The organism is Nocardia sp. NPDC003693 (genome assembly GCF_053981095.1).
Window position 1 is genome coordinate 36,706 of the sequence record NZ_JBSFNO010000030.1, and the last position, 26,905, is coordinate 63,610.

At 69.9% G+C, this 26,905-nt stretch carries 25 protein-coding genes; 12 read left to right on the top strand and 13 right to left on the bottom strand.

Annotation, left to right across the window (positions count from 1 at the left end; translation table 11 throughout):
• Positions 1–19 precede the first annotated feature (19 nt).
• The 7 genes from ACWDOP_RS27870 (at position 20) to ACWDOP_RS27900 (ending at position 6,569) form a co-directional block, all read left to right on the top strand.
• A complete protein-coding gene (locus ACWDOP_RS27870) occupies positions 20–709 on the top strand; it encodes a tetratricopeptide repeat protein (protein WP_456347409.1) in 690 nt (229 codons plus the stop codon).
• 9 nt (positions 710–718) lie between these two features.
• On the top strand, positions 719–2,017 hold the full coding sequence (locus ACWDOP_RS27875; RefSeq protein WP_456347410.1) for an AAA family ATPase: 1,299 nt from the start codon (positions 719–721) through the stop codon (positions 2,015–2,017).
• A 106-nt stretch (positions 2,018–2,123) separates the two neighbouring features.
• The gene (locus ACWDOP_RS27880) at positions 2,124–3,431 is read left to right on the top strand and encodes a tetratricopeptide repeat protein (RefSeq protein WP_456347411.1); all 1,308 of its coding nucleotides are present in this window, start codon (positions 2,124–2,126) and stop codon (positions 3,429–3,431) included.
• A gap of 82 nt (positions 3,432–3,513) precedes the next feature.
• On the top strand, positions 3,514–3,933 hold the full coding sequence (locus tag ACWDOP_RS27885) for a Fur family transcriptional regulator (protein WP_454204651.1): 420 nt from the start codon (positions 3,514–3,516) through the stop codon (positions 3,931–3,933).
• A gap of 121 nt (positions 3,934–4,054) precedes the next feature.
• On the top strand, positions 4,055–4,579 hold the full coding sequence (locus ACWDOP_RS27890) for a DUF4247 domain-containing protein (RefSeq protein WP_456347412.1): 525 nt from the start codon (positions 4,055–4,057) through the stop codon (positions 4,577–4,579).
• Positions 4,580–4,604: 25 nt separating this feature from the next.
• Complete coding sequence (locus ACWDOP_RS27895) at positions 4,605–5,033, top strand: DUF350 domain-containing protein (RefSeq protein ID WP_454204653.1); 429 nt, start codon at positions 4,605–4,607, stop codon at positions 5,031–5,033.
• Positions 5,034–6,569 carry a polyamine aminopropyltransferase gene (locus ACWDOP_RS27900; protein ID WP_454204654.1) on the top strand — a complete coding sequence of 512 codons (1,536 nt, stop codon included), beginning with the start codon at positions 5,034–5,036 and terminating at the stop codon, positions 6,567–6,569.
• Between the two features lie 28 nt (positions 6,570–6,597).
• Here the strand turns inward: ACWDOP_RS27900 and ACWDOP_RS27905 are convergent, their stop codons facing one another.
• Positions 6,598–7,350 carry a TetR/AcrR family transcriptional regulator gene (locus ACWDOP_RS27905; protein WP_456347413.1) on the bottom strand — a complete coding sequence of 251 codons (753 nt, stop codon included), beginning with the start codon at positions 7,348–7,350 and terminating at the stop codon, positions 6,598–6,600.
• 156 nt (positions 7,351–7,506) lie between these two features.
• Between ACWDOP_RS27905 and ACWDOP_RS27910 the strand changes: the two genes are divergently transcribed.
• Complete coding sequence (locus tag ACWDOP_RS27910; RefSeq protein ID WP_456347414.1) at positions 7,507–9,042, top strand: MFS transporter; 1,536 nt, start codon at positions 7,507–7,509, stop codon at positions 9,040–9,042.
• Between the two features lie 64 nt (positions 9,043–9,106).
• Here the strand turns inward: ACWDOP_RS27910 and ACWDOP_RS27915 are convergent, their stop codons facing one another.
• The 3 genes from ACWDOP_RS27915 to ACWDOP_RS27925 form a co-directional block, all read right to left on the bottom strand.
• Positions 9,107–9,298 (bottom strand): hypothetical protein, encoded by a 192-nt coding sequence (locus ACWDOP_RS27915; RefSeq protein ID WP_454204657.1) that lies wholly within the window; start codon positions 9,296–9,298, stop codon positions 9,107–9,109.
• 540 nt (positions 9,299–9,838) lie between these two features.
• Positions 9,839–10,336 carry a hypothetical protein gene (locus ACWDOP_RS27920; protein WP_456347415.1) on the bottom strand — a complete coding sequence of 166 codons (498 nt, stop codon included), beginning with the start codon at positions 10,334–10,336 and terminating at the stop codon, positions 9,839–9,841.
• A 237-nt stretch (positions 10,337–10,573) separates the two neighbouring features.
• A complete protein-coding gene (locus ACWDOP_RS27925) occupies positions 10,574–11,728 on the bottom strand; it encodes an MFS transporter (protein ID WP_454204659.1) in 1,155 nt (384 codons plus the stop codon).
• 126 nt (positions 11,729–11,854) lie between these two features.
• Between ACWDOP_RS27925 and ACWDOP_RS27930 the strand changes: the two genes are divergently transcribed.
• Positions 11,855–13,447, top strand: a complete 1,593-nt coding sequence (locus tag ACWDOP_RS27930; protein ID WP_456347416.1) for a PKD domain-containing protein — start codon at positions 11,855–11,857, stop codon at positions 13,445–13,447.
• A gap of 119 nt (positions 13,448–13,566) precedes the next feature.
• Here ACWDOP_RS27930 and ACWDOP_RS27935 read toward each other — a convergent pair whose 3' ends face one another.
• Together ACWDOP_RS27935 and ACWDOP_RS27940 are read right to left on the bottom strand one after the other, a co-directional pair.
• On the bottom strand, positions 13,567–14,571 hold the full coding sequence (locus ACWDOP_RS27935; RefSeq protein ID WP_456347444.1) for a TIGR03617 family F420-dependent LLM class oxidoreductase: 1,005 nt from the start codon (positions 14,569–14,571) through the stop codon (positions 13,567–13,569).
• A 142-nt stretch (positions 14,572–14,713) separates the two neighbouring features.
• Entirely contained in the window at positions 14,714–16,351 is a 1,638-nt protein-coding gene (locus ACWDOP_RS27940; protein WP_456347417.1) for a GMC family oxidoreductase, read from the bottom strand.
• Between the two features lie 295 nt (positions 16,352–16,646).
• On the opposite strand from ACWDOP_RS27940, the gene ACWDOP_RS27945 reads away from it, so the two are divergent.
• Together ACWDOP_RS27945 and ACWDOP_RS27950 are read left to right on the top strand one after the other, a co-directional pair.
• Positions 16,647–17,879, top strand: a complete 1,233-nt coding sequence (locus ACWDOP_RS27945) for a cytochrome P450 (RefSeq protein WP_456347418.1) — start codon at positions 16,647–16,649, stop codon at positions 17,877–17,879.
• An 84-nt stretch (positions 17,880–17,963) separates the two neighbouring features.
• On the top strand, positions 17,964–18,428 hold the full coding sequence (locus ACWDOP_RS27950) for a glutathione peroxidase (protein ID WP_456347445.1): 465 nt from the start codon (positions 17,964–17,966) through the stop codon (positions 18,426–18,428).
• A 3-nt stretch (positions 18,429–18,431) separates the two neighbouring features.
• Here the strand turns inward: ACWDOP_RS27950 and ACWDOP_RS27955 are convergent, their stop codons facing one another.
• A complete protein-coding gene (locus ACWDOP_RS27955; RefSeq protein WP_454204823.1) occupies positions 18,432–19,019 on the bottom strand; it encodes a TetR/AcrR family transcriptional regulator in 588 nt (195 codons plus the stop codon).
• A 124-nt stretch (positions 19,020–19,143) separates the two neighbouring features.
• Here ACWDOP_RS27955 and ACWDOP_RS27960 point away from each other — a divergent pair, with 124 nt between their 5' ends.
• The gene (locus tag ACWDOP_RS27960; protein WP_454204663.1) at positions 19,144–19,797 is read left to right on the top strand and encodes a class I SAM-dependent methyltransferase; all 654 of its coding nucleotides are present in this window, start codon (positions 19,144–19,146) and stop codon (positions 19,795–19,797) included.
• An 18-nt stretch (positions 19,798–19,815) separates the two neighbouring features.
• Here ACWDOP_RS27960 and ACWDOP_RS27965 read toward each other — a convergent pair whose 3' ends face one another.
• The 6 genes from ACWDOP_RS27965 to ACWDOP_RS27990 all read right to left on the bottom strand — a co-directional run bounded on the left by ACWDOP_RS27965 (position 19,816) and on the right by ACWDOP_RS27990 (position 26,889).
• Positions 19,816–20,994: a hypothetical protein gene (locus ACWDOP_RS27965; protein ID WP_456347419.1), complete on the bottom strand. Its 1,179-nt coding sequence runs from the start codon at positions 20,992–20,994 to the stop codon at positions 19,816–19,818.
• Positions 20,995–21,381: 387 nt separating this feature from the next.
• Complete coding sequence (locus tag ACWDOP_RS27970) at positions 21,382–22,458, bottom strand: prenyltransferase (RefSeq protein WP_456347420.1); 1,077 nt, start codon at positions 22,456–22,458, stop codon at positions 21,382–21,384.
• Positions 22,445–23,176 carry a class I SAM-dependent methyltransferase gene (locus tag ACWDOP_RS27975; protein WP_454204666.1) on the bottom strand — a complete coding sequence of 244 codons (732 nt, stop codon included), beginning with the start codon at positions 23,174–23,176 and terminating at the stop codon, positions 22,445–22,447. The genes ACWDOP_RS27970 and ACWDOP_RS27975 overlap by 14 nt, the downstream gene beginning before the upstream one ends.
• The gene (locus tag ACWDOP_RS27980; protein WP_456347421.1) at positions 23,170–24,477 is read right to left on the bottom strand and encodes a glycosyltransferase family 4 protein; all 1,308 of its coding nucleotides are present in this window, start codon (positions 24,475–24,477) and stop codon (positions 23,170–23,172) included. The genes ACWDOP_RS27975 and ACWDOP_RS27980 overlap by 7 nt, the downstream gene beginning before the upstream one ends.
• Before the next feature lie 66 nt (positions 24,478–24,543).
• Positions 24,544–25,401: an LLM class F420-dependent oxidoreductase gene (locus ACWDOP_RS27985; protein WP_454204668.1), complete on the bottom strand. Its 858-nt coding sequence runs from the start codon at positions 25,399–25,401 to the stop codon at positions 24,544–24,546.
• Positions 25,402–25,416: 15 nt separating this feature from the next.
• Complete coding sequence (locus ACWDOP_RS27990) at positions 25,417–26,889, bottom strand: FAD-dependent oxidoreductase (protein ID WP_456347422.1); 1,473 nt, start codon at positions 26,887–26,889, stop codon at positions 25,417–25,419.
• Between the last annotated feature and the right edge of the window lie 16 nt (positions 26,890–26,905).

Below are 26,905 nucleotides of genomic sequence, written 5' to 3' on the forward strand. Positions count from 1 at the left end.
GACAGAAGTGTGGTGGGGGATGTACGGCTCGAAGGACGGCGCTGTCGCGCAGGACATGCTGCGCGCGGCTCTCGCGGCGCTGGAGCGGCACGAGTACGAGACGGCGCTCGAACGGATTTCGGTGGTGCTGGACGAGCAGCCGGACAATGCCACGGCGTGGCGGGTACGCGCGTCGGCGCACCGGGAATTGGCGAGCGCGACCCGCGGCAAGGTCGCGCGGGTGCGCGAGCATCGAATCGAGTCGATCGTGGCCGCGCGCCGGGCGGTCGAACTGGCGCCCGGCGATGTCGAGAATCTGCGTATGCGCGCGCTGACGCTGCTGGTGGCCTCGCCTGCCGACGCGCTGGTCGCGCTGGACAAGGCGGTGCGGCTGGATCCCGCCGATGCCACGCTGTACGAACTGCGCGCCGCGGTGCGCGCTGATCTGCAGGAGCAGGAGATCGCGCGGCGGGTGGCCGCGGCCGAACGCGCGCGGGATGCCCGGCAGTCCGAGGATTCCGATTCCGATGGCCGGGTGCTGGCGAAGATCGCGTTCGGCGCGGTCACCTTCATCGCCGGCATCGCCCTGGAACTCGGGCTGGGCGATTCCGATTCGTCGTCCGATCGGCCGGCGCCGCACTACCCGACCCGTACCTACACCAAGCCGTACCCGACCCAGGTATATCCGCCCACGGTCCCGCAGACCTGGCCGACCATGCCCGCGCGATAGGAACAGATCTTGATCGACGATCCGGTGCTCGCCGAACTCCTGGCGGTGCTCGACCACAACCCGGACCTGCTGCCGATCCGCCTGCGGGTGATCGAGCTGTTGGCCGAGCGCGGCCGCCACGCCGAGGCGCTCACCCACTGCGCGAGCGCCCTGGCGCAGGACGCGGGCAACGCCGCGGCCATGGCTCTGCTCCAGCGCTGCACGGCGGCGCTGGCCGGTGCGGCCGCCCCCGAGCGGGTCGAACCCGCGCCGAGAGCCGAAGACGCGCCGAGAGCCGAAGGCCCCCTTCCTGTTCCGCCTGTCGCCGACCCGAATTCCCAGCGCGGTGGTGATTTCGACTGGGCGGCCGCGGAGGCCGAGGTCGGCGACATCGTCAAGCCCGCGTTCATCGACAGCGGCGAGTCGCTGGCCGCCATCGAGTCCGATGTCGGCCGCTTCCAGAAGCCGAAGGTCGTGCTCGCCGATGTGGGCGGGATGGAGTCGGTCAAGGAGCAGCTGGAGCTGTCGTTGCTCGGCCCGCTGCGTAATCCCGAGCTGGCCAAGGCTTTCGGGACCAGCGCCCGGGGCGGTCTGCTGCTGTACGGGCCGCCCGGCTGCGGCAAGACGTTCATCGCCGCGGCCGTCGCCGGTGAGCTGGGCGCGAACTTCTACCCCATCGAGATCGCGGAGATCCTCGATTTCCACCTCGGGTCGAGCGAGCGCAATCTGCACCAGGTGTTCGAGATGGCCCGCCGCAATGCCCCCTGCGTGCTGTTCATCGACGAGATCGACGCGCTCGGCTACAAGCGCAGTCAGATGTCCGGCTCCTCGGGGATGCGCCCGATCGTGAATCAGCTGCTCACCGAGATGGATTCGGCCCTGGGCAGCAACGAGGGCGTCTACGTGCTCGGCGCGACCAATCACCCCTGGGACATCGACGTGGCCCTGCGCCGCCCCGGCCGGTTCGACCGGATGATCCTGGTCGGGCTCCCCGATCCCGAGGCGCGCGTGGCGATCCTGCGCCACCACCTGCGGGACCGCCCGGTGGAGGGCATCGATCTGAAGGTCATCGCCGCCCGCACGGATTCCTTCTCCGGCGCCGACCTGGCCCACATCTGCACGTCCGCAACGCAGTTCGCGATGGCCGACTCGCTGCGCACCGGGACGGTCCGCCCGATCGCGATGCCCGACATCGAGCGCGCCATGGCCGCGATCCGCCCCAGTACGACGCCGTGGTTCGAGTCCGCCCGCAACGTGGTCGAGTTCGCCAACAACGACGGCGCGTACGACGAGCTCGCCGCCTACATGCGCGCCCGCAAGGCCCGCTGACCCGAAACCGGTTCGCGCGGAACCGGGTACGAGCGCGTCCCGGGCGGCGTACCGAAAAGAATTCGTCTGGCCACCCGAGCGCGCGGCGGCCGAGAGGTCGTGAGTGATGGAGAGCAAGGTCGATCGGGCCTGGGTGCTGGTCGAGCTGGGGCGGCTGGACGCCGGGCGGGAGATGTTCGCCGAGGTGCTGGCGGCCGATCCGGAGGACTGGTCGGCGCTGACCGGGATGGCCGAGGTGGCGCTGCGCCTGGGCGAGTACGCGCGGGCGCTCGAGTACAGCGAGCTCGCGCTGCGGGTGGTGCCCGAACACTCGCTGGTGTGGCGGATCCGGGCGCTGGCCAAGGCGCAGGAGGCGGCGGACACCCTCGAACCGGTGTGGCGGCGGGAGCTGCGGGAGCAGGCCGTGCAGAGCGCGCTGCGGGCGACGGAGATCGATCCCGAGGACGTGGACAATCTGCGCGTGCTCGCGGTGACCAGGCGCGAGACCGATCCCGGTGCGGCACTGGAGAATCTGGACGAGGCGCTCGAGATCGACCCCGGCAACGTCGATGTCCACGTGCTGCGGGGGTCGATCCTGCACCACCACGTGCGCGGCCCGAATTCGCTGGAACTGGCCGAGGCCGCGTTCCGCACCGCGCTCGAACTGGCGCCGGAGAACACCGAGGCCCTGCTCGAGCTGGCGCTGCTCGAGCTGGCGCACGGCCGCCTCGACGTGGCCCGCGAGGAGCTGCTGCGGGCCGCGGTGCTGGAACCGGCTCGCGGCGGCCAGGTGCGGGCGCTGCTGGAGACCATCGATCGCGAACGGGATCGGCGCGCGCTCGCCCTGCGCGCCGCGCTCGGGCCGGGCCCGGACGACGATCCGCCGGTGCCCGTGGACTACGCGGCGATCGTCGCCGCACCGCCCGCGCCGGACCCCGCGCCGAACATGTGGGTCGCGGTGAGCGGGTACGGCGGCGAGGACGGCGCCGACCGTCCGGTCGCGGGGGAGCCCCCGGCGCCCGGGTCGGGTCCTTCGTCCCCGGAGCCCCCGTACGACCCGGTTCCACCCCCGGTCGTCCATCGGTCGCCGCGCCCGCGTCGCGCACCCCGCCCCGCCCCGCCCCCGCCGCGTCCCTCGGGCGGGATCGGCGGCAGGCTCATCGGTTTCGGCCTGGCGGCGCTGGCGCTGGTCGCCTTCCACGGCATCGCGAACTCCGGGGACGACGACGCGGGGGACCGGCCCGGGTTCACCCCGCCCGCCAACATCTGGCGGACCCCGTTCCCGTCCTACCGGCAGCCGCCCACGCTGTACCCGGATCCGTTCGACCACTTCCCCTCCCGTGTCGTGCTGCCCTCGGGGCTCGGGCAGCTGCCGACCCGGGCGCCCACCGCCCCGCGGGTGACCCTGCCGCCGAACGTGAATCCGCATCAGTGAGCGCCCGGGAACCGGTCGTGGGCTCGTCGCCTGCGCGAATGTCTTTTTGACTAATTCCAGAAAAGCGGGCAGGCTGGTTGTCATGCACACCGGATATGACGCACGGGAACGGTTGCGGGCCGCGGGTCTGCGGGTGACCGCACCGCGCGTCGCGGTGCTGGACGCGGTGGCCCGGGCCCCGCACTCGGACGCCGACCGGGTGGCGGTGCGGGTGCGCGAACAGCTGGGCTCGGTGTCCACGCAGGCCGTGTACGACGTGCTGCGGGCCTGTGTCGGCGCCGGGCTGCTCCGCCGGATCGAACCCGCGGGTTCGCCCGCGCTGTACGAGGCGCGCACCGGCGACAATCACCACCACCTGGTGTGCCGGAGTTGCGACACGGTCGTGGACGTCGACTGCGCCGTGGGCGCGGCCCCGTGCCTGGAACCCGGTGCGGCCCACGGATTCGTCGTCGACGAGGCCGAAGTCGTGTTCTGGGGGCTCTGCCCGAACTGCGCTCCCTGACGCCCGGTTTCCCTCCCGGCAAGGCCCACCGCGAGCCCGCACCCGTTTCGGTGCGGGCTCGCTGCCGCTGTGGTTTCGCGTCCCGTCCAGTACTATTCGCGCCGGGGAGGAGTGAAATCTCGTGGCTTTGTTTCTGTGGATCGCCCTGTTGGTCCTGGCGGTCCTGGCGTTCGGCGTCCTGGTGTGGTTGATGGTCCGCGCTTCGCGCAAGGGCAGCGTCCGGGGGATCGGGCTCACCCTCGCGGGCCTGCTCGTCGCCGTCCTGACCGGTGTGGGCGCCATCGCGGGCCTGGTCGGCACGCTCAATGTCGATGACCCGCGACCATACATCCAGAAGCACTACCAGCGCGCCGCACAGTTGGACGACAAGCTGGGCGGGCAGGTCTACACCACCTCCCAGTCGCCCGATCGCGTGGTGCGGGACGTGACGCGCAAGACCGACGAGACCGCGCAGTACCGCAGCGGCGCGCTGACCTTCCTGCGCTATCCCGAATGGCTCGTCGTTCTCGGCCCGAACGGCAACGGCGCCAAGATCGACGTCGACAGTTACGACAACGGCTACAAGCGCTATCGCGAACAACTCGCCGGTTCCGGCTGGCCGGCCAATGCCACCACGGGCAACGGCGGCAACAACTCGGGCAAGTAGTACAAGCGATTTCGAGGAGAAACACATGCTCGCCGATCTGGCCCGCGACGGCGGTGCGGCTCTGGCCTACAGCGCCGTCGGCATCGTGCTGATGGTGCTGGGATTCGTCCTGGTCGACGTGATCACGCCCGGGAACCTGCGCAAACAGATCTGGATCGATCGCAATCCGAACTGCGCGCTGCTCGCGGCGTCCAACGTCCTTGCCATGGGAATCATCGTGGCCATGGCGATCTGGACCTCCGAGGGCAGCATCGGCCGCGGCCTGACCGCCAGCCTGGTGTACGGGCTCATCGGCCTGTTCGTGATGGCGATCGCCTTCGTCCTGCTCGATCTGCTGACCCCCGGCAAACTGGGCGAGCTGCTGGTCGAGGGCGAGGGCCTCAACCCCGCCGTATGGGTTTCGGCGGCAACGCATATCGCGGTCGCACTGGTCGTCGCCGCCGGCCTGTCGTAGATGGCGCTGCGACGGCGAGCGGCGCGTCTGGGACTGCTGCTCACCGTATTCGTCTGCGCCTCCTGCGGATTGGTCTACGAACTCGCCCTGGTGACCCTGGGCAGTTTTCTCATCGGCGACACCGCCGTGCAGGCCTCCATCGTGCTCAGCGTGATGATCTTCGCCATGGGGATCGGCGCGCTGGCGGCGAAGCCGCTGCAGCGCTGGGCCGCACCGGCTTTCGCCGCGATCGAGCTGCTGCTCGCGCTGATCGGCGGCTTCTCGGTGCTCGTGCTGTACGCGGCCTTCGCCTGGCTGAAGATCTACACCGGCGCGCTGATCGGCGTCGCCCTCGTCATCGGAATGCTGGTGGGCGCGGAGATTCCGCTTCTCATGGTGCTGCTGCAGCGGATCCGCAGCCAGGCCGCGGGGTCCGCGGTGGCCGATCTGTTCGCGGCCGACTACATCGGCGCGCTCCTGGGCGGCCTGGCCTTCCCGTTCTTCCTGCTGCCGGTCTTCGGCCAGCTGCGGGGTGCGCTGGTGGTCGGCGCGGTGAACGCGGTGGCCGGAATCATCCTGGTGTTCACGGTCTTTCCCCGCGACCTGCGCCCGCTGGTGCGCGCCGGGCTCGGGGCGGCCTCGCTGGCGGTGGCCCTGGCGCTGGGCGTGAGCTACGTCTACGCCGATCGGTTCGAGGCCACCGCCGAGCAGGCGCTGTTCGCGAGCCCCATCGTGCGCAGCGAGCAGACGCCGTATCAGCGCATCGTCGTCACCGAGGCGGCCTCGCCGTTCCGGACCCGCGACACCCGCCTGTTCCTCAACGGCGACCTGCAGTTCGCCTCGGTGGACGAGTACCGCTATCACGAGGCGCTGGTGCATCCCGCGCTGGCGCAGTCCCGCCGCAACGTGCTGGTGCTGGGCGGCGGGGACGGGCTGGCGCTGCGCGAGATCCTCACCTATCCGGACGTCGAGTCGGTGACGCTGGTCGAATTGGACGCCGCCATGGTCGAATTGGCGCGCTCGTTCGAGACCCTGGCGGAACTGAACCGGCACGCCTTCGACGATCCGCGCGTCACCGTGGTGAACGACGACGCCTTCGGCTGGCTGCGCGAGTGCGACTGCCGCTTCGACGCGGTGATCGTCGACTTCCCCGATCCGGATCAGACCTCGATCGCCAAGCTGTACTCGCGGGAGTTCTACGGGTTGCTCGCCCGGTCGCTGGCGCCCGGCGGCACCGCGGTCGTGCAGTCCGGGTCGCCGTTCTACGCCCCGCATTCGTTCTGGTGCATCGAGTCGACGATTCGCGCCGCCGGACTCTCGACCCTGCCGTACCACGTGAACGTGCCGAGCTTCGGGGACTGGGGTTTCGTGCTCGCGACCGCGGCCCCGGCCCGGCTCGATCTCGCCCCGCACGCCCGCACCCGGTCGCTCGACGCCGCCACGCTGGCCGCCGCGTCGGTGTTCCCGCCCGATCGCCGGGCCTCGGGGGAGGAGATCTCGACCCTGCTGCACCCGGTCATCCTGGACTACAACCGCAAGGAATGGTCAACGCGCTGAGGCGATTTCGGCGTGATCGGGGCGACCGTCAGGCGCGCCGGCGCAGTTCCGGATCGAGCCCGTCCAGCATCCGATCCAGTTGGGTCTCGAACGCGTCCACCCGGATCCGGCTCACGTCCAGGGTGGGTTCCGCGGCCTGGTCGGTGAACGCCACGTAGCGCTTGTGCAGCACCGGATACGGTCCGGTGGCGGCGACCGCGGCGGGGGATATGCGGCGGAACCATTCCTCGTCGGTGAGACCGCTGCGGCGAATCGTCTGCTGCGAGGCCGCGTCGGTGATGGCCAGGCCGAGGCAGTACGCCCAGAGCACGGTGAGCGTGATGTCCGCGTCGGCGTCGGAGAAGCCGGATTCTTCGAGCAGGGCGAGGGTGTCGTTGTTGAGGCGCAGCATGCTCGGTGCGAGGTAGAGCATGCCGACGTCGCCGATCACGGTGGCCAGCCAGGTGTGCCGCATGAAGGTGGCGTGCAGGTCCTTGGCGAGGGTCAGCAGGCCGTCGCGCCACGGCCCGGCGGCGGGGGAGGGCACCTCGCCGAAGGCCGCGTCGGTGACCAACTCCATGATCTCTTCCTTGTTGGCCACGTGCGTGTAGAGCGAGGTGGCCCCGGCGCCCAGCTTCGTTCCGAGCTTGCGCATGCTCAGCGCGTCGACGCCCTCGGTGTCCAGCAGTTCCAGTGCGGCGGTGATGATCTGCTCACGGCTGAGCGCGGGCTGCTCCCGGCGGCGGCCCCGGGGTTCGGCCCGTGTCCACACCGATTCGAAGCGCTGGTCCTTCTCGGCCACGGCTGTCTCCTTCGTCGACTGCGGTCAGCATAACGACCGCCGGAACGCTGTTCGCGAGGCCGAACACCGTTCCTATTTGCGAACACTGTACGTAGATCGTACAGTGTTCGCTAACGCCGAACAGTGTTCGGCGACAGGCTTCGTAAGGGGATCGACGTGACTGCCAATCAAACCGCCGCGACCACGGAAGTGTCAGCGGCCCAGCGCGATCCGAAGCGCTGGCTCATCCTGATCGTGCTCTGCCTGAGCTCGCTGGTGCTGGTGATCGACAACATGGTCCTCACCGTCGCCATCCCGCAGATCTCCACCGATCTCGGCGCCGGCGCCCAGGACATCCAGTGGATCATCGACTCGTACATCCTGGTCTTCGCCGGCCTGCTGCTGACCTCGGGCAGCCTGTCCGACCGGTTCGGCCGCCGCCTGGTCATGGTGCTGGGGCTGGTGCTCTTCGGGGCGGCCTCGCTGCTAGCGGCCTACGCGAGCTCGCCCGAACTGCTGGTCGCGGGCCGCGTCGTCATGGGCATCGGCGGCGCGCTCATCATGCCGAGCACGCTGTCCATCCTCATCACCGTGTTCGACGAGCAGGAGCGGCCGAAGGCCATCGCGGCCTGGAGCGCGGTCGCCATGATCGGCATGGTGGGCGGTCCCGTCATGGGAGGTGTACTGCTGCAACACTTCTGGTGGGGTTCGGTCTTCCTGCTCAATGTGCCGATCGCGATCGTCGCCATCGTCGCCGCGCTCGCGCTGATGCCGGAGTCCAAGGGGCCGTGGACGAAGCCGGATCTGTCCGGCATGGCGCTGTCCATCCTCGGCACCACCGCGTTCGTGTGGAGCATCATCGAACTGCCGCACCGGGGTATCGGTGGTGTCTGGCCCGGAATCCTGTTGGCCGCAGCAGGTTCGATCGCGTTCGTGATTCGTGAACTGAAGGCCGAACACCCGATGGTGCCGATGCACCTGTTCCGCAACCGAGTCTTCACCGGATCCAGCTTCTCCCTGGTGCTGGTCACCTTCGCCAATGCCGGTCTGCTGCTGGTGCTCACGCAGTACCTGCAGTTCGTGCTCGGCTACTCACCCATGAAGACCGCCCTGGCTTTCACCCCGATGGCGTTGAGCGCCTTGGTCTTCAACGGCATCGGCGCGGGGATGGTGACCAAGCTGGGCGTGCGGGCCGTCACCATCGCGGGCCTGCTGGTCCTGGCGGCGGGCACCGGACTGCTGTGCGCGCTGACCGCCGACTCCGGGTTCTGGCTGCCCGCGGTGGCCATGGCCCTGGTCGGGGCGGGTGCGGGCCTGGCCATGCCCGCCGCCATCGGGGCGCTGATGGGCGCGGTGCCGCCGGAGCAGGCCGGCGTCGGCTCCGCGCTGAACGACACCATTCAGCAGACGGGCGGCGCGCTCGGGGTGGCCATCCTGGGCGCGGTGCTCGCGCACACCTACACCGAATCGATGCCCGACTCCGCTCCCGAGGCGGCGCGGGAGAGCGTCGCACCGGCCGTCGCGAGCGGGGACGGAGGGCTGGTCGACGCCGCGCGCGACGCGTTCACCACCGCCATGTCCGCCACCTTCGGAGTCGGCGCGGCCTGTGTGCTGGTCGCCTGCGCCCTCGCGTTCGTGCTCATGCGGGGCGCGAAAGCCGCTGCCCCCGAGCGGCTTCCGGCCGAGACCGAGCAGCTCGAGCCCGCGCGCTGACCCACGCGTGAAAAAACTCCGCCCCCGGCCTCGGGTGCCGGGGGCGGAGTGCGTGCTGCCGCGGTCAAGCGTTGCGATTGGAACTGGGTAGCGCCGCGCCGACCAGGGCGATGATCAGACCGAGCGTTCCGATGGCGAGCCCGGCGACGGGCTGGACATCATCTGCCCAGGTCAAAATAACAAATTGCATATCGAGCACCTGGAGCAACACCGAGCCGAAACCCAGGACTATGAGCCATAAACCGATGCGAATCATCGTTTCCCCTGTGGTTCACCTTGTATTCCGCGCAAGAGCGTATAGAGGCTCGCGCCTACTCGCGCGTAACGGTCGGGATTCCCGAAAACTTGGCCGCTGGAGTCTGTTTCGAGCGAACCGGGATCCGGGTACGGGACCGTCCCGGCCTGGCGGCCGGGACGGGAACATCGGTGGCGGCCGGCGCGGCCGCGCGGGGTCAGGGTATGAGGCCGAACCAGTAGATCAGGCAGGCGAGCACGAAGACGACCACGCTCTCCATCGTCTCCTCCAATCTCCTTGGCGCACTTACCTCCATGATGCGCCGCCGCGGGCGGAATCGGCCAGGAATGGCAGAACAAGATCGCCGATCGTTAGCTCGGCATGACAAAGAACCCGCCCGGCCTGACACCCCTCGTGGCCAGGTCGGACGGGTTCTTCGCGGCCTGCCGCCCCCTTCGCGGCAGGACATCTCTCTCGTACGGGGGACGCGATTCGCTGAACCCGGCCCGGCACCCCTCGTGGACGGGCCGGGTGCAGCATCTCCCACCCCGGTGGTGGCTCCTATTTGCAGACCGCGAGCGTCGCGAGCAGGGTGCGCCCGTCCTTGATCGCGTAGCTGGTCGCCTCGACGTTCAGCTCGGCCAGCGGGTTCTCCTGATCGGCGGAGAGCCATTCGATCTGCTGGTAGACGTGGTACTGATTCGGGTCGTTGCGCAGGACCTTGACCTTGGCGTCATCCAGCTTCGCGGCGTCGGTGGCGGTGGCCTTGCCGGTCGAGTACTCGGTGACCGCGGCGACGGTGCCCTGGGCCTCGTCGATCACCACGGTGCGGTACCGGATGGTCTGGTGCTCGCCGGGCAGGTAGCCGGGCTGCGCGTAGACCTTGGGCGCGTCCATGGTGATCTCGATTTCGCTGTTCTTGTGCTTGCAGGTCGCCGCGGCGACCACGGTCTGACCCGGGGTGCCGAAATCGGCGGCGACGGCCGTGCCGGTCGCGCCGAGCGTGAGTGCGGCGGTCGCAACGGTGAGGGCGATTCCGGCGGCGAGCTTCGCGATCATCGTCGTGTCTTCCTTCGGTTCCGGGTTTTTTTCCGGTGGGTTCCGGTGTTGACGACAACGATGTCGGTTGGTGCTTGGCACGGCCTTAACAAGATCTTGCGGAGTCCGTCCGCGCGGCGGGGCCGGTCTTGTGTGTGAGCGCGTCTCCGGTGGGATCGCTTGGAGCGGTGCGTGTTTCGGCCCGGGCGGCGAGAGCCGCCCGGGCCGGGACAGTGGACGTGCCGGGTTCGCCCGCGGTCAGGTGCGGATCTCGCGGCCCAGCTTCAGGGTGTAGGCGAACGCGCCCAGCGCGGTGAGCGCGAGCAACCAGTAGCCCAGCGTGTAGTCCGACCGTGAGCTGTAGACCAGGCCCATGACCAGGGGTGGGAAGTAGCCGCCCAGGCCACCGGCGGCGCCGACCACGCCGGTGACCGAACCGACCTTGGCGGGATCGACCAGCTTGGCGATGAGCGCGAAGACGCCGCCGGTGCCCAGGCCGAGGAAGAAGGCCATCAGCACGAGGCTCACCCCGGCCGGAATCTCGGGCGCCGGTTCGAATCCCAGCACCACGGCCATGATCGCGGTGCCCGCGAACGACACCGCCAGCACCCGGTCCGGGCCGACCCGGTCGGACAGCGTGCCGCCGATGGGGCGGGCCAGCACGCCCGCGATGGAGAAGCCCGCGGTGCGCAGGCCCGCGTCGGACTGCGCGAAGTCGTAGACGTTGCGCAGCACCGTCGGCAGGTAGGTCGAGAACGCGACGAAGCCGCCGAAGGCCACCGCGTACAGGAACGAGCCCTGCCAGGTCGCCTTCAGGCTCAGCGCGTGCCGGATGCGCGGCAGGGCGGGTTCGGTGGCCGGGGACCAGTCCGGGGAATCGCGGCTGAACAGCAGCATGACCACGCCCATCACGGCGAGTGCGATCGCCATGATGATGTGGGTCTGCGCCCGCCCGAGGTGATCGACCAGGCGCGGGGTGAGCAGCGCCGAGAGCGCGGTGCCGCCCATGCCCGCGCCGAACACGCCGGTGGCGAAACCGCGCCGCGCCGGCTCGTACCAGGCGCTGACGAAGGGCACGCCGATCGCGAACGAGGTGCCCGCGATGCCCAGGAAGAAGCCCCAGAAGATCAGTGCGCCATAGGAATTCGACCATCCGACGAGCAGGGTCGGAATGATCGAGACGAAGCAGATCACGGCGAACATGAGGCGTCCGCCGAACTTGTCGGCCAACACGCCGACGGGAATGCGGCCCAGCGACCCGACGAGCACCGGCGTGGCGACGAGCATCGACGTCTGCCCGGGCGAAAGCCCGAGATCGTCTGTGTAACTACCGGATAGCGGCCCGATGAGGTTCCATGCCCAGAAGGTCAGGGCGAAGGCCAATGTCGCGAGCGTGAGGTTTCTCGCATTCATCCCATTTGTCTAGCAGAAACGCCGGTAAAAGTGACTAAATTCGGCCAGCTCGGCGAGCCTTTCGTGTGTCGCGCGGCCTCGGTTCACTATGTCTGCTGTTGAGTTGCAGATCTCCAGGAGGCGCGTGTGAAGCTGTGGCGATCCCGCTGGTGCCGGGCGGCGATGCTGCCCGGGCTCGCCGGTGCGGTGGTGCTGGGCGGGCCGGTGGCCCGCGCCGACACCGGCACCGACCATCCGCTCGTCATCGACGTGACCACGGCGGCGGAACGACCGTGCGGCGGCCCGGTGCGCGGCACCGCCGCGGTGTTCTATCCGCCGGGCGTGCTCACCGCCGCCGAGCTGGAATGGCGCATCCTGGCCGGTGAACAACCCCTGCGCAGCGGGATCACCCCGGCCGGCAGCGAGGTGGTGACCGTCGGGTTCGACATCCGCCCCGAGGAACTGCCCGCCGACGGCCTGCTCCGCATCGACGCCCGCGCCCGGATTCCCGGCGGCCGGATCGGCGACTACGGCAAACCGTGGAACCTGCGGGTGAGCCGCGAATGCAGTCCGCTGCACGTGGTGTCCATCGGCGACGCGGTCACCTGGGGACAGGGCCTGGGCGGGGACCGCAAGTTCGCCCACCTCACCGCCGAGACCCTGGGCAGTAGAACCGGGCGCGGGGCGCGGGTCCACGACTACTCGGTTCCGGGCGCGGTGCTCGACGCCCCCGACCTGCCGGCGGGCAACGACGACAGCGCCTGCCCGCCCGCCGGCGGCGATCTGATGCCGGACGTGTTCTGCCAGCTGACCCAGGCCGCGGACGACGCGAGAACGCACGACTACAGCGTCGATCTGGTACTGCTGACCGGCTGCATCAACGATCTCGATCCGCTCTTCGGCATTCCGGTCGGCGTCACCCCCGGCACCCAGGATCTGGACGCGGCCGTGCGCCGCGAATGCGGGGGCGAAGGCGCAGAACCCGAGAACCCCGCCGCGCACGTGCCCTACTTCAGCGGCGCCAAGGACGGTTACGGCGGGCGCGGCATGGCCGCCGCCATCACCGCCGCGCATCGCCTGCCCGGCAGCCCGAAGGTCATGGTGGGCAACTACTTTCACGGACACGACACCGAGGACGGGCCCGACGGCCTGCACCGGCGGTGGTCCGAATTCGTGCGGTCCTCGGCGGAGGTCTTCCGCCAGGCCGCGGCCCGGGCCAACGCCGAGGCGGGCCGGACCTTCGCCGTCGCCGCGGATGGACTCTCCACCGCCGACACCGATCTGCACGGCGGTGCGCCGTGGATGAATCCGCTCGGCGACGAAGCCGTCTCGCTGCGCCTGCTGGCCTGCCCGCAGTGGAGCGAACTCCCGCCGCAGTGCCGCACCGAGGCGAGCGCGCGGCGGGATGTGCGGGGCGCGCAGCAGTACGCCGACGCGTTCCTGCTGAACCCCCGCGTACGCGACTGGTTCGGCGGCGGCGGGCCGGGCGGCGAGGGCTTCGCCGCCACCCGGGACACCGGCCCGATCGGGGCCACCATCGACTTCGACGCCGCGCTCGCGGGCGGCGCGATACGCCGGTACGAATGGCATTTCGGGGACGGTGATCGGGTGATCACCACCGCGCCGACGGTCGCACACGTCTATCGGGAGCGGGGGCCGCATCTGCCGCGGCTGGTCGTCACCGATATGACCGGCCGGCGCAGCCTCTACGAATTGCCCCATCCGATAGTGATCGGCTGAGGGGTGATGTGACGAGGTAGCACCGTGATGTCGTACGAAATCCACTGGCACGGAACGAGAGAGCGCCCCGGGCCCGCGCAGTCTGCGGGTCCGGGGCATTTGTTTGCGCGGGCCCGGGATCACTCCCGGTGCAGCAGCGCGGCCAGTTCGGCGATGGTCTCGTCCCGGACCGGATAGCCCGGGAAGTAGCAGCAGACGCGCGCGATGTGGTCGCCGTAGCGGGCGCGGATCGTCGCGGCGCACTCGGCCGGGGTGCCGCTGATGGTGAGGGCGTCGACCATGTCGTCGTCGATCAGCGCCGACATCTCCTGCCAGCGGCCCTGTTTGGAGAGCGCGTTGAGTTCGGGCTGCAGGTCCGCCCAGCCCTGCACCTCGAGGACCGGACGGTAGGCGGGGGTGGAACCGTAGAACGCCAGCAGGTTTCGCACGGCCCGGCGCGCGGCATCGATCTCGGCCGCGGAATCGCCCATGGCACAGATGGCCTCGGCGATGATCTGGAACGGCCGGTCCGCGCCCGCCCGGCCGCGGGCGACCGCGGGCAGGGTGCGCTCGTGGAAGTGCCGCTCGGTGTTGAACGGCATGACCAGCAAACCGTCGGCGACCTGCGCGGCCATCTCGGTCATGCGCGGGCCGAGCGCGCCGACCAGCACCGGCGGCGGTCCGTACGGGTTGGGGCCCGGATCGAACTGCGGCGGCATCAGGGTGTGCCGCCAAAATTTGCCCTCGTGGCGCAGTCGCTCCCCGCTCTGCCACGCGTGCAGGATCGCCTGCACGGCGGCGACGGTGTCGCGCATGCGCTCCACCGGTTCGGACCACACGCTGCCGTAGCGCCGTTCGATGTGGGTGCGGATCTGACTGCCGAGCCCGAGCCGGAATCCGCCCCGGGACAGCTCGTGCAGATCCCACGCGGCGTGCGCCAGGTGCACCGGGCTGCGCGGGAACGCCATGGCCACGTTGGTCATGACGTCCAGCCCCGGCTCGGCGGCCGCGGCCAGGGTGAGCGGTGCGAAGACGTCGTGCGCGCCCTCGAAGGTGAAGACGCCGTCCACCCCGAGTTCGCGCAATCGCCGTGCGCGCGCGGCGGATTCGGCGAGTGGGGCGTTGAGCCACACGTCGATGGGCAGGGCAGCCATCGTTCCTCCGGAAGGGCAGCGCCCCCGCACCCGGAATCCGGGCGCGAGGGCGCGGCGGAGCGGTGTCGTAGTGGCAAGGGAAGAAACGGCACCACGACGCCGCGGTTTCAGCGCCGCACGGCGACGCCCGGACCTACACCTCGATGAACTCGGCGCACTTCTCGCCGATCATGTAGCTCGGGGCGTTGGTGTTGCCGCCGGTGATGCTCGGCATGATCGAGGCGTCCGCGACCCGCAGGCCCTCGATGCCGTGCACCTTGAGCGTCGGGTCGACGACCGCGCGCTCGTCCACGCCCATGCGGCAGGTGCCGACCGGGTGGTAGATCGAGTGGACCCGGTTGGGCAGTTCGGCGCGCAGCGCGTTCTCGTCGCGCAGCGAGTCGCCGGGGGCGAGCTCCTCGGTCCAGCTGCTCTTGATGGCGGAGTGATCCATGATCTCGCGGATCATCCGGATGCCCTCGATGAGGAATTCGGTGTCGCGCGGGTCGCTCAGGTAGCCCGGGTCGATGTACGGGGCGGCGAACGGATCGCTGGAGTTCAGCTTCATCTCGCCGCGGCTCTTGGGGTAGATGAGGCTCGGGAAGATGGTGAAGGCGGGCCGGCGATCGACCAGGTGCAGCTTGTCCTCGTCCTGGTTGGGCGTCGGGTAGCTCCACGGCAGGGTGTGGATCTGCATGTCCGGGTAGTCGCCGTCGGCGAACTTCGTCTTGACGAAGCCGCACGCCTCGAACACGGTGCGTCCCATCCAGGAGCTGCCCGGGCTGCGCAGTTCCTGCAGGATGCCGCTGGCGAAGTGGGTCGGAATGCCGCGGTGCAGCGCCTTCTTCGACACGTAGGTCATCGGCACGAACAGGTGGTCGTGCAGGTTCTGCCCGACGGGCAGATCGGCGATCACGTCGATGCCGTGCTCACGCAGGTGCGCGGCCGGCCCGATGCCCGAGAGCATGAGGATCTGCGGCGAGCCGATGACGCCGCCGGAGACGATGACCTCCTTGGCGGCGCGCACGATGCGGCGGCTGCCGTTCTTCTCGGCGATCTCGACGCCGGTGGCGCGGCCGTTCTCGATGACGACGCGGGTGACGTGCGCGTGCGTGATCACCTTCAGGCCCGAGTCCGGGCGTTCGGTGATGAAGGCGCGGGAAGAGCTGTACCGCAGACCGTTCCGCACGCTCTGCTGGAAGATCGAGATGCCTTCCTGCGACTCGCCGTTGTAGTCCTCGATGATCGGCGCGCCGAGAGTCTCGGAGGCCGCGACCATGAATTCCTGCGCGATCGGGGTCAGCTCCTGCTGCCGGGTGACCTGGATGGGGCCGCCCGCGCCGCGCATCTCGCTCGCGCCGTCCTGCCAGTTCTCCAGGTTCTTGTACGACTTCAGAACCTCGTCGTAGCTCCAGCCGGTGTTGCCCTCGGCGGCCCAGGAATCGAAGTTGGCCCGGTTGCCGCGGACGTAGAGCATGCCGTTGACCGAGCTCGATCCGCCGAGGATCTTGCCGCGGGTCATCGGGACCTTGCGGTTGTTGGCGAACTTCTGCGGGGTGGAGACCTGGGTCCAGGTCACGCGGTGCTTCAGCTGCGGGACGGTGTGCACCATGCTGATCGCGCCCGGCATGGTCGCCATGCGGGTGTTGTCCTTGCGGCCGGCCTCCAACAGGATCACGCTGGCGCCGCGCTCGGCGAGACGTCCGGCCACCACGGCGCCGGCGCTACCGGCGCCCACGACCACGTAATCGGCTTCGTTTGCGGCGTCCGCGTTGCGCGCAGAAGCGGTCATTGTTCGTTACCTCATCCTCGAGTGTGCCTGCGGTCACTGTAGAACAAGTTCTAGTCTGTGCCCAGACTGGACATCATGTCCAGCCACAAGGTCGACTTCAGGGCGTGAAGTATCCCAGTACGTTTGTCCGGTAACAGGTTCTAGGAGTGCTGGGAGATAGCTGACTTCCGGGTGGCGCGGGCGGAAGAAGGCGCGCCCGTCGAAACCGTGTTCCACGTCACGTGCGCGTGGTTCAATCAGTGTGAAACACGTTACAATTTCGTGCGCATTGCGGCAAGATGCCCGAGGAGGAACAGTGTCTGTTCCATCGCTACCGGCCGGCTTCGATTTCACCGATCCCGCACTCTGGGCCGATCACAGCCCCGTCGAGGAGTTCGCGGCGCTGCGGCGTACCGCGCCGGTGTGGTGGAACGCGCAGACCCCCGAACAGGCCGCCCCCTTCGACGATTCCGGTTACTGGGCGATCACCCGGCACGAGGACGTCAAGGAGATATCGCGGCGACCGGACATCTGGTCGTCGCACGAAAAGGGCGCGATCATTCGAATGCCCGCGGATTCGCTACCCGAACAGCTGGAGCTGTCCCGGAATGCGTTGCTGGTCAACATGGATCCGCCCAAGCACACCAAGATTCGGCGCATCATCTCGCAGGGTTTCACCCCGCGCGCGGTCGAAGGACTGCGCCGGGCGCTCACCGAGCGCGCCGGAGCCATTGTCGCCGAGGCGAAATCGAGCGGCGGCGGCGATTTCGTGGAACAGGTGGCCTCGGAACTGCCGCTGCAGGCCATCGCCGAATTGCTCGGGGTGCCGCAGCACGATCGGCACAAACTCTTCGCCTGGTCGAATCAGCTGCTGAACTACGACGATCCGGAATTCGCCGGCGCGAACATGACCGCCAACGCCGAACTGCTCGGGTACGCCTACAACCTGGCCGAACAGCGCCGGGCCCGGCCCATGGACGACATCGTCACCCAATTGGTCACCGCCGATATCGACGGTGAGGCGCTGGGCTCGGACGAATTCGGATTCTTCGTGATCCTGCTGTCGGTGGCGGGCAACGAAACCACCCGCAACGCGATCACGCACGGCATGAAGGCGTTCGTCGACAATCCCGGCCAGTGGGAGCTGTATCGCGAGCGGCGCCCGCGTACCGCACCGGACGAGATCGTGCGCTGGGCCACCCCGGTCACCTCGTTCCAGCGCACCGCGCAGTGCGACACCGAACTCGGCGGGCAGCGTATCCGCGCGGGGGATCGGGTCGGATTGTTCTACAGCTCCGCGAATTTCGACGAGGCCGTGTTCGACGATCCCTTCCGCTTCGATGTGCTGCGCGATCCCAATCCACACGTCGGATTCGGCGGGACCGGCGCGCACTTCTGCGTCGGCGCGAATCTGGCGCGACTGGAGATCGACCTCATGTTCAACGCCATCGCCGACGCCATGCCGGATCTGCGCGAGGTCGCGCCGCCGGAACGATTGCGGGCCGGCTGGATCAACGGGATCAAACACTGGCGCGTGCACTACGGCTGATCGCCCGGCGCGACGACCGAGACGGGCCGGGGTACCGAACTCGTTCTACTATTCGTTGTCGTGACCACTCTTCGCGAAATTCCGTTGCGCACGCTGTCCGACAAGCCCACCACGCTGGCCGAGTTGGCCGGTGACAAGGTCGTGCTGCTGGTCAACGTGGCCTCCAAGTGCGGCCTGACCCCGCAGTACACCGGCCTGGTGGAACTGCAGCACGCCTACGGCGGGCGCGGGTTCACCGTCATCGGCGTCCCCAGCAACCAGTTCCTCGGCCAGGAGCCCGGCACCGCCGACGAGATCGCCGAGTTCTGCTCCACCACCTACGGCGTGGACTTCCCGCTGCTGGAGAAGACCGAGGTCAACGGCGAGGGCAGGCACCCGCTGTACGCCGAGCTGACCGAGACCGCCGATGCCGAGGGCGCCGCCGGTGACGTGCAGTGGAACTTCGAGAAGTTCCTCATCGGGCGCGACGGCGCGGTGCTCGCGCGCATTCGCCCGCGTACCGAGCCCAAGGACCCGAGCGTCATCGCCGCCATCGAAGCGGCGCTCTGACCTTCAGCCGGCCAGGATGCGAGTGGCCGCCTGTTCGAGCCGTTCGGCGATCTCGGTGTACGAGGCGTAGCCCATGCCCGCGCGCACCAGCGCGCCCGCGTAGAGCAGTTCCAGCGTCTCGACGATCTCCATGTCCGGCGTGCCGCCGAGCGCGTCGATGAGCCGCCTGCGGATCTCGTTGCCGATCCGCAGGCGCAGGTGCGCCACGTCCGGGTCGGTACCCAGCAGCGCGCTCGTGACCGCGCCGGCCAGCGCGGGTTCGTCGGCGACCAGCAGGGCGATCTGCCGCAGTACCGCCAGGGTGCGCGCGGTGCTGTCCTCGTCCGTGCCCTCCGGCGCGGGGGTGGCCGCCAGGCGCCGCCAGAACATCTCCGCCACCAGGTGTTCCTTGGAGGAGAAGTAGGTGTAGGCGGTGGCGGTGCCGACACCGGCGGCCGCGGCGACCATGCGCACGGTCAGCCCGGCGAAACCTTCGCGGGCGAGCACGTCCATCGCGGCCCGGGTGAGGCGATCGACGGTGTCCGCCTGCTTCTCGGTGAGCCGGCGCCGGGTCGCCTCCATGCTGACAGGTTCGGTGTTCACGGCCTCCATGTTCGCCGACCAGCGGGCGGAAGGGTAATCAGACACGTGTCTGGATGCTATTATCGGTCAGCTCGCCGGGCAATGCGGTGACGTGCGCTGTGTATCGATCCCGTTGCCGCAGAAAGGTTTTCGAATGACGCAGGCCGAAGTTTCCGACGCGACCCGCGAACTGCTCGACTATGCCGAGCGGGCGCGCGGATTCATGCCGGCGCACGAGGGGCTCGCCCTGTACGAGGCCGCGCGGACCTACGCCGGGGACGGCGTCATCGTGGAGATCGGCACGTACTGCGGCAAATCCGCCGTCTATCTCGGCGCGGCCGCCCGCGAGACCGGGGCGGTTGTCTACACGATCGACCACCACGGCGGTTCGGAGGAACACCAGCCGGGCTGGGAGTATCACGACACCACGCTGGTGGATCCGGAGACCGGGGTGTTCGACACGGTGACGGCCTTCCGGCGCACCATCGTCGGCGCGGGGCTGACCGATACCGTCGTCGGCGTGATCGGTTCCTCGGCCACCGTCGCGCGCACCTGGCGCACCCCGGTGCGCCTGCTGTTCATCGACGGCGGGCACACCGAGGAAGCGGCCCAGCGCGATTACGACAACTGGGCGCACTGGGTGGCGGGCGGCGGCCTGCTGGCGATTCACGACGTCTTCCCCGACCCCGCCGACGGCGGGCAGGCGCCCTACAACATCTATCGCCGCGCCATGGACAGCGGGAAGTTCCGCGAGCTCTCGGTCACCGGCTCGCTGCGAATCCTGCAGCGCACCGCCGCCTGCAACTGACGGCGCGATGCGCGGCGGTCAGTTCCGTTCGCGGCGTGTGCGTTCGGGCCGCGGTCGCATCGCGTCGAGGTACGCCAGCGCCCGGGGCGGGAACAGTTCGCGGGGGTAGCTCTGCCACAGGGTGCTGTCGATCCGCACGACGCCGTCGAGCACGGCCACGTTCGTGAGCCAGTCGTAGCGGAAACGGGTGCGGCGCGGGCCGATGTGGATGTCGAAGGCGTCGGGGCCGAACCGGGTCGCCATCCGCGTGCCGGGCGGCATGTCCCGCTCCAGTTCGGCTGTCACGCGCCGAACGGTGTAGCGCGCGTGCAGCATTCGGGCGGGCACGAGCAGAACGAGCACGGCGGCCGCGATGCCGAGCGCGGTCCAGCCGCGCAGGTACCACAGCAGCGGCAGATACGGCACCGCCACCACCAGCAGCAGGGTCCGCAGGCCCTGGGTCCGCTGCCGCTCGAGCCGTTCCGCGATGCGCAGCGCGGTGCCGGGCCGCACCACGAAGGTCGCGGTCGGCCGTTCGAGCGGCGGGATCGGCGGCAGCGGCGGGCGGGGCAGGGTGGCCTGGTCGGGCACGCCGTCGGCGACCACGGCCAGCAGGTCGATCACGTCCTGCGGGAACAACTCTCGCGGATAGGCGTGCAGCAGGTCGTCCTGGGTGAACAGCACCGTGCGCTCGTCCACCCGGAGCCGGGTGATGTCCGCGTACCGCACCCGGCGGTGATGGCCGTCCCCGATCTGTACGTCGAAGGACTCCGGGCCGAACCGCGTCGCCATGACGGTGCCCGCCCCGGACAGGGTCTGCCAGAACGCTTCCGACCGCGCGAGCCGGCGCTTGCGCCCGGGCATCCGCAGCCACAGCAGCGCGCAGACGGCCACGCCGATGCCCGCCCCGATCGTTCCCCACAGCGATGCCAGGAACAGGCAGACCACCGTCAGGATCGCCGCGCCCGTCGACCAGCGGGCGAGCCGTCCGGAGGAGTACGCGATCCCGGCCGCGGCCAGCAGTTCGGGGGTGCTCGCGCGGGCCACGAACACCGCGTCCGGGTCGAGGAGGAAGGGCATCGGCGCGAGCGGGCCGAATTCCTGCGCGGTAGCCGTCCGGGTAGCGGACCCGGACCCGTTCGGGGCGGCGGACGCCGCCGAGGTTCTCGAATTCTGCTCGGGCCCCGAGTGTTCCGGCCCGCCGATCACGCCACCCACCGCGCGAGCATAACCGCCATCACCGACGTCGCAGGGCGGGTTCGGGGCCGCGGGCGCGAACCTCGCGGGGCGCGCCGTACCCGCCCCGGACGTCGGCGCGGCGCACGCGGTGGCAGGCGGGATATTTCGGTTGCCACCGCGATGCCGGGCCCCGTCTATCCCGCTTGCACCGCCGACCCGGCCCCGAGCGGAGTTCGGCGAGACAAGCCTGTAGCGGTGAACGGGCAGGCCACCATGCTCGGTGCCCCGGCGCGGCCATCCGCTGCTGCTGCCGCTCCATCGCGCCCGGACACGGGAACCTGCCGTCACCCGATCGGCTCGCCGATTCCGGTGGTACCGCGAATCAGGGTGCGGACACCGAGAATTCGGCGGTCGGCGGTGCGGGGGTCAGGCGCGCGGGAGGGTCGCGGCGCAGTCGCAGGTGCGGGTGGTGATCGTCGGCGGGGGGAGCAGGTCGCGAAAGATGTTGTTGGCGGGGGTGGTTCGGGACAGGGCGTCGGCGGCCAGCAGCATCGCGGCGGCGGTCCAGGTGGTGCGTTCCTCGGGCCAGCGTTTGCCGTCGGCGAAGACCAGGCCGGTCCAGTAGGAGCCGTCGGCCTCGCGCAGATGCTGCATGTTCGTGAACAGCTCCAGGGCGCGGCGGTGATCGCCGAGGGCGTCCAGGGCCAGCACCAGCTCGCAGGTCTCGGCGCCGGTGACCCACGGCTGATCCGAGACGCAGCGGATGCCCAGGCCGGGGACGACGAAATCGTCCCAGCGGGCGGCGATCCGGTCGTATCCGGCGCGGTCCCGGATCGCGCCGCCCAGGATCGGGTAGTACCAATCCATGGAGTAGCGGTCCTTGTCCAGGAAGGCCTCGGGGTGCGCGCGCAGGGCGTGACCGAGCCGCAGCGCGGCCACCTCCCACCCGGGTTGCGGATCGCGGGCGTGCGCGGCCAGCGCCAGCGCGCAGCGCAGACTGTGGAAGATGCTGGAACAACCGGTGAGCAGCGCCTCGCCCGAGGTGCCCGAATCGGTGACGGACCAGTGGATCTCGCCGAATCGCCCGCGCTGGGCGGCCAGCACGAAGTCGATGCCGGACCGCACCACCGGCCACATCTCGTCCGCGAACTCGGCGTCGCCGGTGGCGGCGAGGTAGTGCAGCACCCCGGTGGCCAGGTAGGCGCAGAAATTGGTGTCGCTGTCGTGGTTCTCGATCACCCCGGCGCGGAACTGCATCGGCCAGGAGCCGTCCGCGCGCTGGGTTTTCGCCGACCACAGGTAGGCCGCGCGCGCCTGCTCCCACAGGCCCGCGACGGTGAGCGCCATGGCGTTCTCGAGGTGATCCCAGGGGTCGGTGTGCCCGCCGGGGAACCAGGGCAGCGCACCGTCGGGTTCCTGGGTGGCCGCGATGGCCTCGGCGGTGCGCAGCGCCCGGCGGGCGCTCAGGACCCCGGGGATCTCGGGTAGGTCAGCGGGCGGCACTGCGGACCGCCGGCTTCGCGAAGTACAGCGCCACGCTCTTGCCGATCAGCGGATCGAGCAGTCGTTCGGCGGTGCGGGTGAGCTGGGGCGCGGACATCATGTCCCACACCAGCATTCGGTGATACGCGCTGACCAGCGGGTGCTTGTCGTTGTCGACCCCGACCGCGCACTTGAGCCACCAGTACGGCGCGTGCAGGGCGTGCGCGTGCGAGCTGTGGATGAACCGCACGCCGCGCGCGGTGACCATGGCGCGCAGTTCGTCGGCGCGGTAGATGCGCACGTGCCCGCCCTCGTTCGCGTGATACTTGTCCGAGAGCGCCCAGCAGATGCGTTCGGGCAGCCAGCGCGGCACCGTGATGGCCAGGGAGCCACCGGGTTTGAGCACGCGCACCAGTTCGGCGATGGCCCGGCCGTCCTGCGGCACGTGCTCGAGGATCTCCGAGGCGATGACCACGTCGAACTCGCCCTCGCCGTAGGGCAGGTCGAGCGCGTCGCCGCGCACCGCCTCGGCCTTGGCGTACTCGGGGGCCTCCCCGACCTCGGCCATGGCCGCGAACATGGTCTCCACCTCGGCCAGATCGCCGGCGTTCTGGTCGAAGGCCACGATGTCCGCGCCCCGGCGATACGCCTCGAACGAATGCCGACCGGCCCCGCACCCCACATCGATGACGCGGGTGCCCGGGCCGACGCCCAGGCGATCGAAGTCGACGGTCAGCATGTGTGCGCCTCCTGGGGGCTGGCGGGGCGGATACCGATTCCGGCGATCGCCGGGCGTGATCCGTGACGGGCAATGGCATGTTCGTACACGGACACCGTCTGCGCGGCAACGGCTTCCCAGCTGAAAATGGTGAGCGCCCGGTGGCGTCCGGCGCGGCCGAGCGCGTGCCGTCGCTCGGGTGAGTCGAGCAGTTCGCCCAGTACGGCGGTCAATTCGCCGACATTGCCGGGTTCCACCAGTTCCGCGCAGTCGCCGGTCACCTCCGGCAGCGCACCCGCGCGACTCGCCACCAGCGGCGTGCCGCTGGCCATGGCCTCCACCGCGGGCAGCGAGAAGCCCTCGTACATCGAGGGGATGCAGGCGATGTCGGCCGAGGCCAGCAGCTCGGCGAGTTCGGTGTCGGACAGCCCGCTGACCGCGGTGACGATGTCGGCGAGGCCGAGTTCGGCGATGAGCTTCTCGGTCGGCCCGTTCGGTTCCAGCCGGGCGACCAGCCGCAGTTCGAGTTCGCGGTCCCCGCCCGGCCGCGCTCCGTTCTCCGCGCGCAGCCGCGCGATGGCGTGCAGCAGATGCGCGATGCCCTTGAGCGGCTTGTCGGCGCTGGCCACCGCGACGATCCGGCCGGGCACGCGCGGCTGTTCCCGGGGCCGGAACAGGTCGGTGTCCACCCCGAGCGGCACGGTGCGCAGCTGCTCGGGCCGGACCCCGAAGTCGGTGACGATGTCGGCGGCCGAGGAGGAGGAGACGGTGATCAGCTCCGGGATCTGCCGCGCCACCCGCCGCTGCATGCCGAGGAAGCCGTACCAGCGGCGCAGGAACGGTTTTCGCCGCCACGGCGCGGCCGCCAGATCCACCGCCCGGTCCCGGGTGATGGGGTGGTGGATCGTCGCCACCAGCGGCAGGTGCCCGGCGATGTCGAGCAGGCCCGAGCCCAGGCACTGATTGTCGTGCACCACATCGAATTCCGCCGCGCGCTCGCGCAGCAGGCGCGCCGCCCGCAGGCTGAACGTGCGCGGTTCGGGGAAACCCGCCGTCCACATGGTGGCGAGCTCGAGCAGGTCGACCCCGTCCCGGATCTCGGCGAGCGCCGGGGTCCGGAACGGATCCTCGTCGCGGTACAGGTCCAGGCTCGGCACCTCGGTGAGCCGCACGCGCGGGTCGAGGTGCTCGGGATAGGGCTGCCCCGAGAACACCTCGACCTCGTGGCCCAGTTCCGCCAGGCCCCGGCTGAGGTAGCGCACGTAGACGCCCTGCCCCCCACAGTGGGTCTTACTGCGGTAGGACAGCAGGGCTATACGCACGTCACAGCCTTTCGGGGGCAGGCGAAAGTTACCGGGGGAGAGTGGTATTCGAGGGCGCCGGCGCGCTCAGTGCCCGATGCCGAAGGCTTCGAGCTTGGCGGCGAGACGATCCAGGTAGGCGAAGATCTCGTCGTCGGACTTCTCCGGGACGCCGTACAGCGCGTCGGTCACCCCGGCCGCGGCCCAGCGGGTGAGCTTCTCCGGATCGGGCTTGCCGTCCAGGGCGACCACGCGCGGGGTGCCGGTGCGCCCGGCTTCGCTCCAGTGCTTGTAGAGCAGCGCGGTCGAGGCCTGCACGTCGGATTCGTACGGCGTGGTGATCCAGCCGTCCGCAGACTTGGCGATCCACTTGAAGGTCTTGTCGGTGCCGCCCGCGCCGATCAGCAGCGGCACGTGCGACTGCACCGGCTTGGGCCAGGCCCAGCTCGGCCCGAAGGACACGAACTCGCCGTCGTAGCTCGCCTCCTCCTGGGTCCACAGCGCGCGCATGGCCTCCATGTACTCGCGCAGCGCGGTGCGGCGCTTGTTGCCGGGGATGCCGTGATCGCTGAGCTCGTCGGTGTTCCACCCGAAGCCCGCGCCGACGGTGACCCGGCCGCCGGACAGGTGATCCAGCGTCGCGATGGTCTTGGCGAGGGTGATGGGGTCGCTCTCGGTGGGCAGCGCCACCGCGGTGGACAGTTCGATGCTCGAGGTGACCGCGGCCGCGGTGGCCAGGGCCACCCACGGGTCCAGGGTGCGGGTGTACCGGTCGTCGGGCAGCTCCGCGCCGCCCGTGAGCGGGTGCGCCGCTTCGCGTTTGACCGGGATGTGGGTGTGCTCGGGCACGAAGAACGAGCGGAACCCGCGCTCCTCGGCCGCCTTGGCCAGGACCGCCGGGGTCATGCCGCGGTCGCTGGTGAACTGGACGATGCCGTATCGCATGGTGGCGATTCCCTCTCAGTTGTTCTTCGCGGCGGCCACGCCCGCGCGACGGCCGTAGAAGCTGCCGTCACCCAGCGAGCAGCCCGAGGCGTATCCGCCCGCGCAGATGCCGGAGGTGACCCGGCCCGCGGCGAACAGCCCCGGGATCGCCGAGCCGTCCACGTGCAGCACGCGCGAGTCCAGGTCGGTGCGCAGGCCGCCCAGGGTGAAGCCGCCGGTGTACCCGCGCAGGTCGTACGCGCCCAGCGGGGTGCCGATGGGCTTCACCCATTCGGACTTCTTGTGCAGGAACGGATCCCGGCCCTCGGCCGCGTGATGGTTGTACAGGTCGATGGTGCTCGACAGGGTGTGTTCGGGCAGTCCCATCTCGGTTTCGAGTTCGGCGACCGTCTCGGCCACCCAGGTCGGGGCGATGCGCAGGAAGGACATGGCGGACAGCGTTTCGAACGCCTCCTCCAGCGCGGTCTCGTCGATGATCAGGTACGCCTGATTGTCCTGGTCCTGCAGGACGGCCTGGCCCATGCGCCCCGGATAGGTGTCCTCGGTGACGAAGCGCTGGCCGCGCCCGTTCACCAGGATGCCGCGCACGATGACCTGCGGGTCCGCGATGAGGGCGACCTCGGTGGCGTCCATGTGCGCCACGTCCGCGCCCAGTGCCTGCGCGACCCGGATGCCGATGCCGTCGTGTTCCTCCACGGTGGCGGCGGGGCGGCCGAAGATCTTGGGCGCGAACTGCTCGACCATGTCGTGCGCGTAGGCGAAACTGCCGGTGGCCAGCACCACGCCGCGTTCGGCGCGCACGTGCACCGGCTTGCCGTAGCGGGTGGCGGCGACCCCGACCACGCGGCCGGAGTCGTCCACGATGAGCCGGCGCAGGCGCACGTCGTATTCGTGTCGGACGCCGAGCTTTTCGGCGGTCTGCGCGAGCGGCTCCATGAGCATGTAGCCGCCGCCCTTCTCGCCCAGTTTCTTGTCCCGGGTCCAGGCGAGGTGCCCGCGCGGCGCGGGCTCGGCGATGGTGTTGAACGGCGCGGCGTTCTCGCCGCCGGAGTACATCAGGCCCTGGTCGGCGGGCGGCTCGTAGCCGGGCTCGCCCCAGAACTCCTCCTTGAACGGAACACCCTGGGCGACGAGCCAGTCGTAGTGCTCCACGCTGCCCTGGCAGTAGTCGTGGATCTTGGCCTTGTCCACGCCCGGACCGAGCGCGGCGGTCAGGAACTTCTCCATGTTCTCGGCGGTGTCCTCGAAGCCGAGGGCGCGCTGCAGCGGCGTGCCGCCGCCGAGGTAGATGAAGCCGCCGGACATGGCGGCCGCGCCGCCCCAGCCGCCGGTGCGTTCGAGCACCAGGGTGTCCGCTCCCGAGCGCGCGGCCTCGATGGCCGCGCAGGCCCCGGCGACGCCGAATCCGATCACGACGACATCGGCCGTCTGGTCCCAGGTTTCGACCTCGCCGGCGTGCAGCGGTCGTACGGAAGGGGTCTCGGCCATTGTTCGCTGTGTTCCT

Coding starts and splice junctions, on each gene's coding strand:
- ACWDOP_RS27975 (WP_454204666.1), bottom strand. CDS start 23,176: ATGCTGACCGTCGACTTCGATCGCCTGGGCGTCGGCCCGGGCACCCGC.
- ACWDOP_RS27940 (WP_456347417.1), bottom strand. CDS start 16,351: ATGACCGCTTCTGCGCGCAACGCGGACGCCGCAAACGAAGCCGATTAC.
- ACWDOP_RS27900 (WP_454204654.1), top strand. CDS start 5,034: ATGGCGCTGCGACGGCGAGCGGCGCGTCTGGGACTGCTGCTCACCGTA.
- ACWDOP_RS27960 (WP_454204663.1), top strand. CDS start 19,144: ATGACGCAGGCCGAAGTTTCCGACGCGACCCGCGAACTGCTCGACTAT.
- ACWDOP_RS27920 (WP_456347415.1), bottom strand. CDS start 10,336: ATGATCGCGAAGCTCGCCGCCGGAATCGCCCTCACCGTTGCGACCGCC.
- ACWDOP_RS27880 (WP_456347411.1), top strand. CDS start 2,124: ATGGAGAGCAAGGTCGATCGGGCCTGGGTGCTGGTCGAGCTGGGGCGG.
- ACWDOP_RS27870 (WP_456347409.1), top strand. CDS start 20: ATGTACGGCTCGAAGGACGGCGCTGTCGCGCAGGACATGCTGCGCGCG.
- ACWDOP_RS27955 (WP_454204823.1), bottom strand. CDS start 19,019: ATGGAGGCCGTGAACACCGAACCTGTCAGCATGGAGGCGACCCGGCGC.
- ACWDOP_RS27885 (WP_454204651.1), top strand. CDS start 3,514: ATGCACACCGGATATGACGCACGGGAACGGTTGCGGGCCGCGGGTCTG.
- ACWDOP_RS27990 (WP_456347422.1), bottom strand. CDS start 26,889: ATGGCCGAGACCCCTTCCGTACGACCGCTGCACGCCGGCGAGGTCGAA.
- ACWDOP_RS27985 (WP_454204668.1), bottom strand. CDS start 25,401: ATGCGATACGGCATCGTCCAGTTCACCAGCGACCGCGGCATGACCCCG.
- ACWDOP_RS27895 (WP_454204653.1), top strand. CDS start 4,605: ATGCTCGCCGATCTGGCCCGCGACGGCGGTGCGGCTCTGGCCTACAGC.
- ACWDOP_RS27925 (WP_454204659.1), bottom strand. CDS start 11,728: ATGAATGCGAGAAACCTCACGCTCGCGACATTGGCCTTCGCCCTGACC.
- ACWDOP_RS27915 (WP_454204657.1), bottom strand. CDS start 9,298: ATGATTCGCATCGGTTTATGGCTCATAGTCCTGGGTTTCGGCTCGGTG.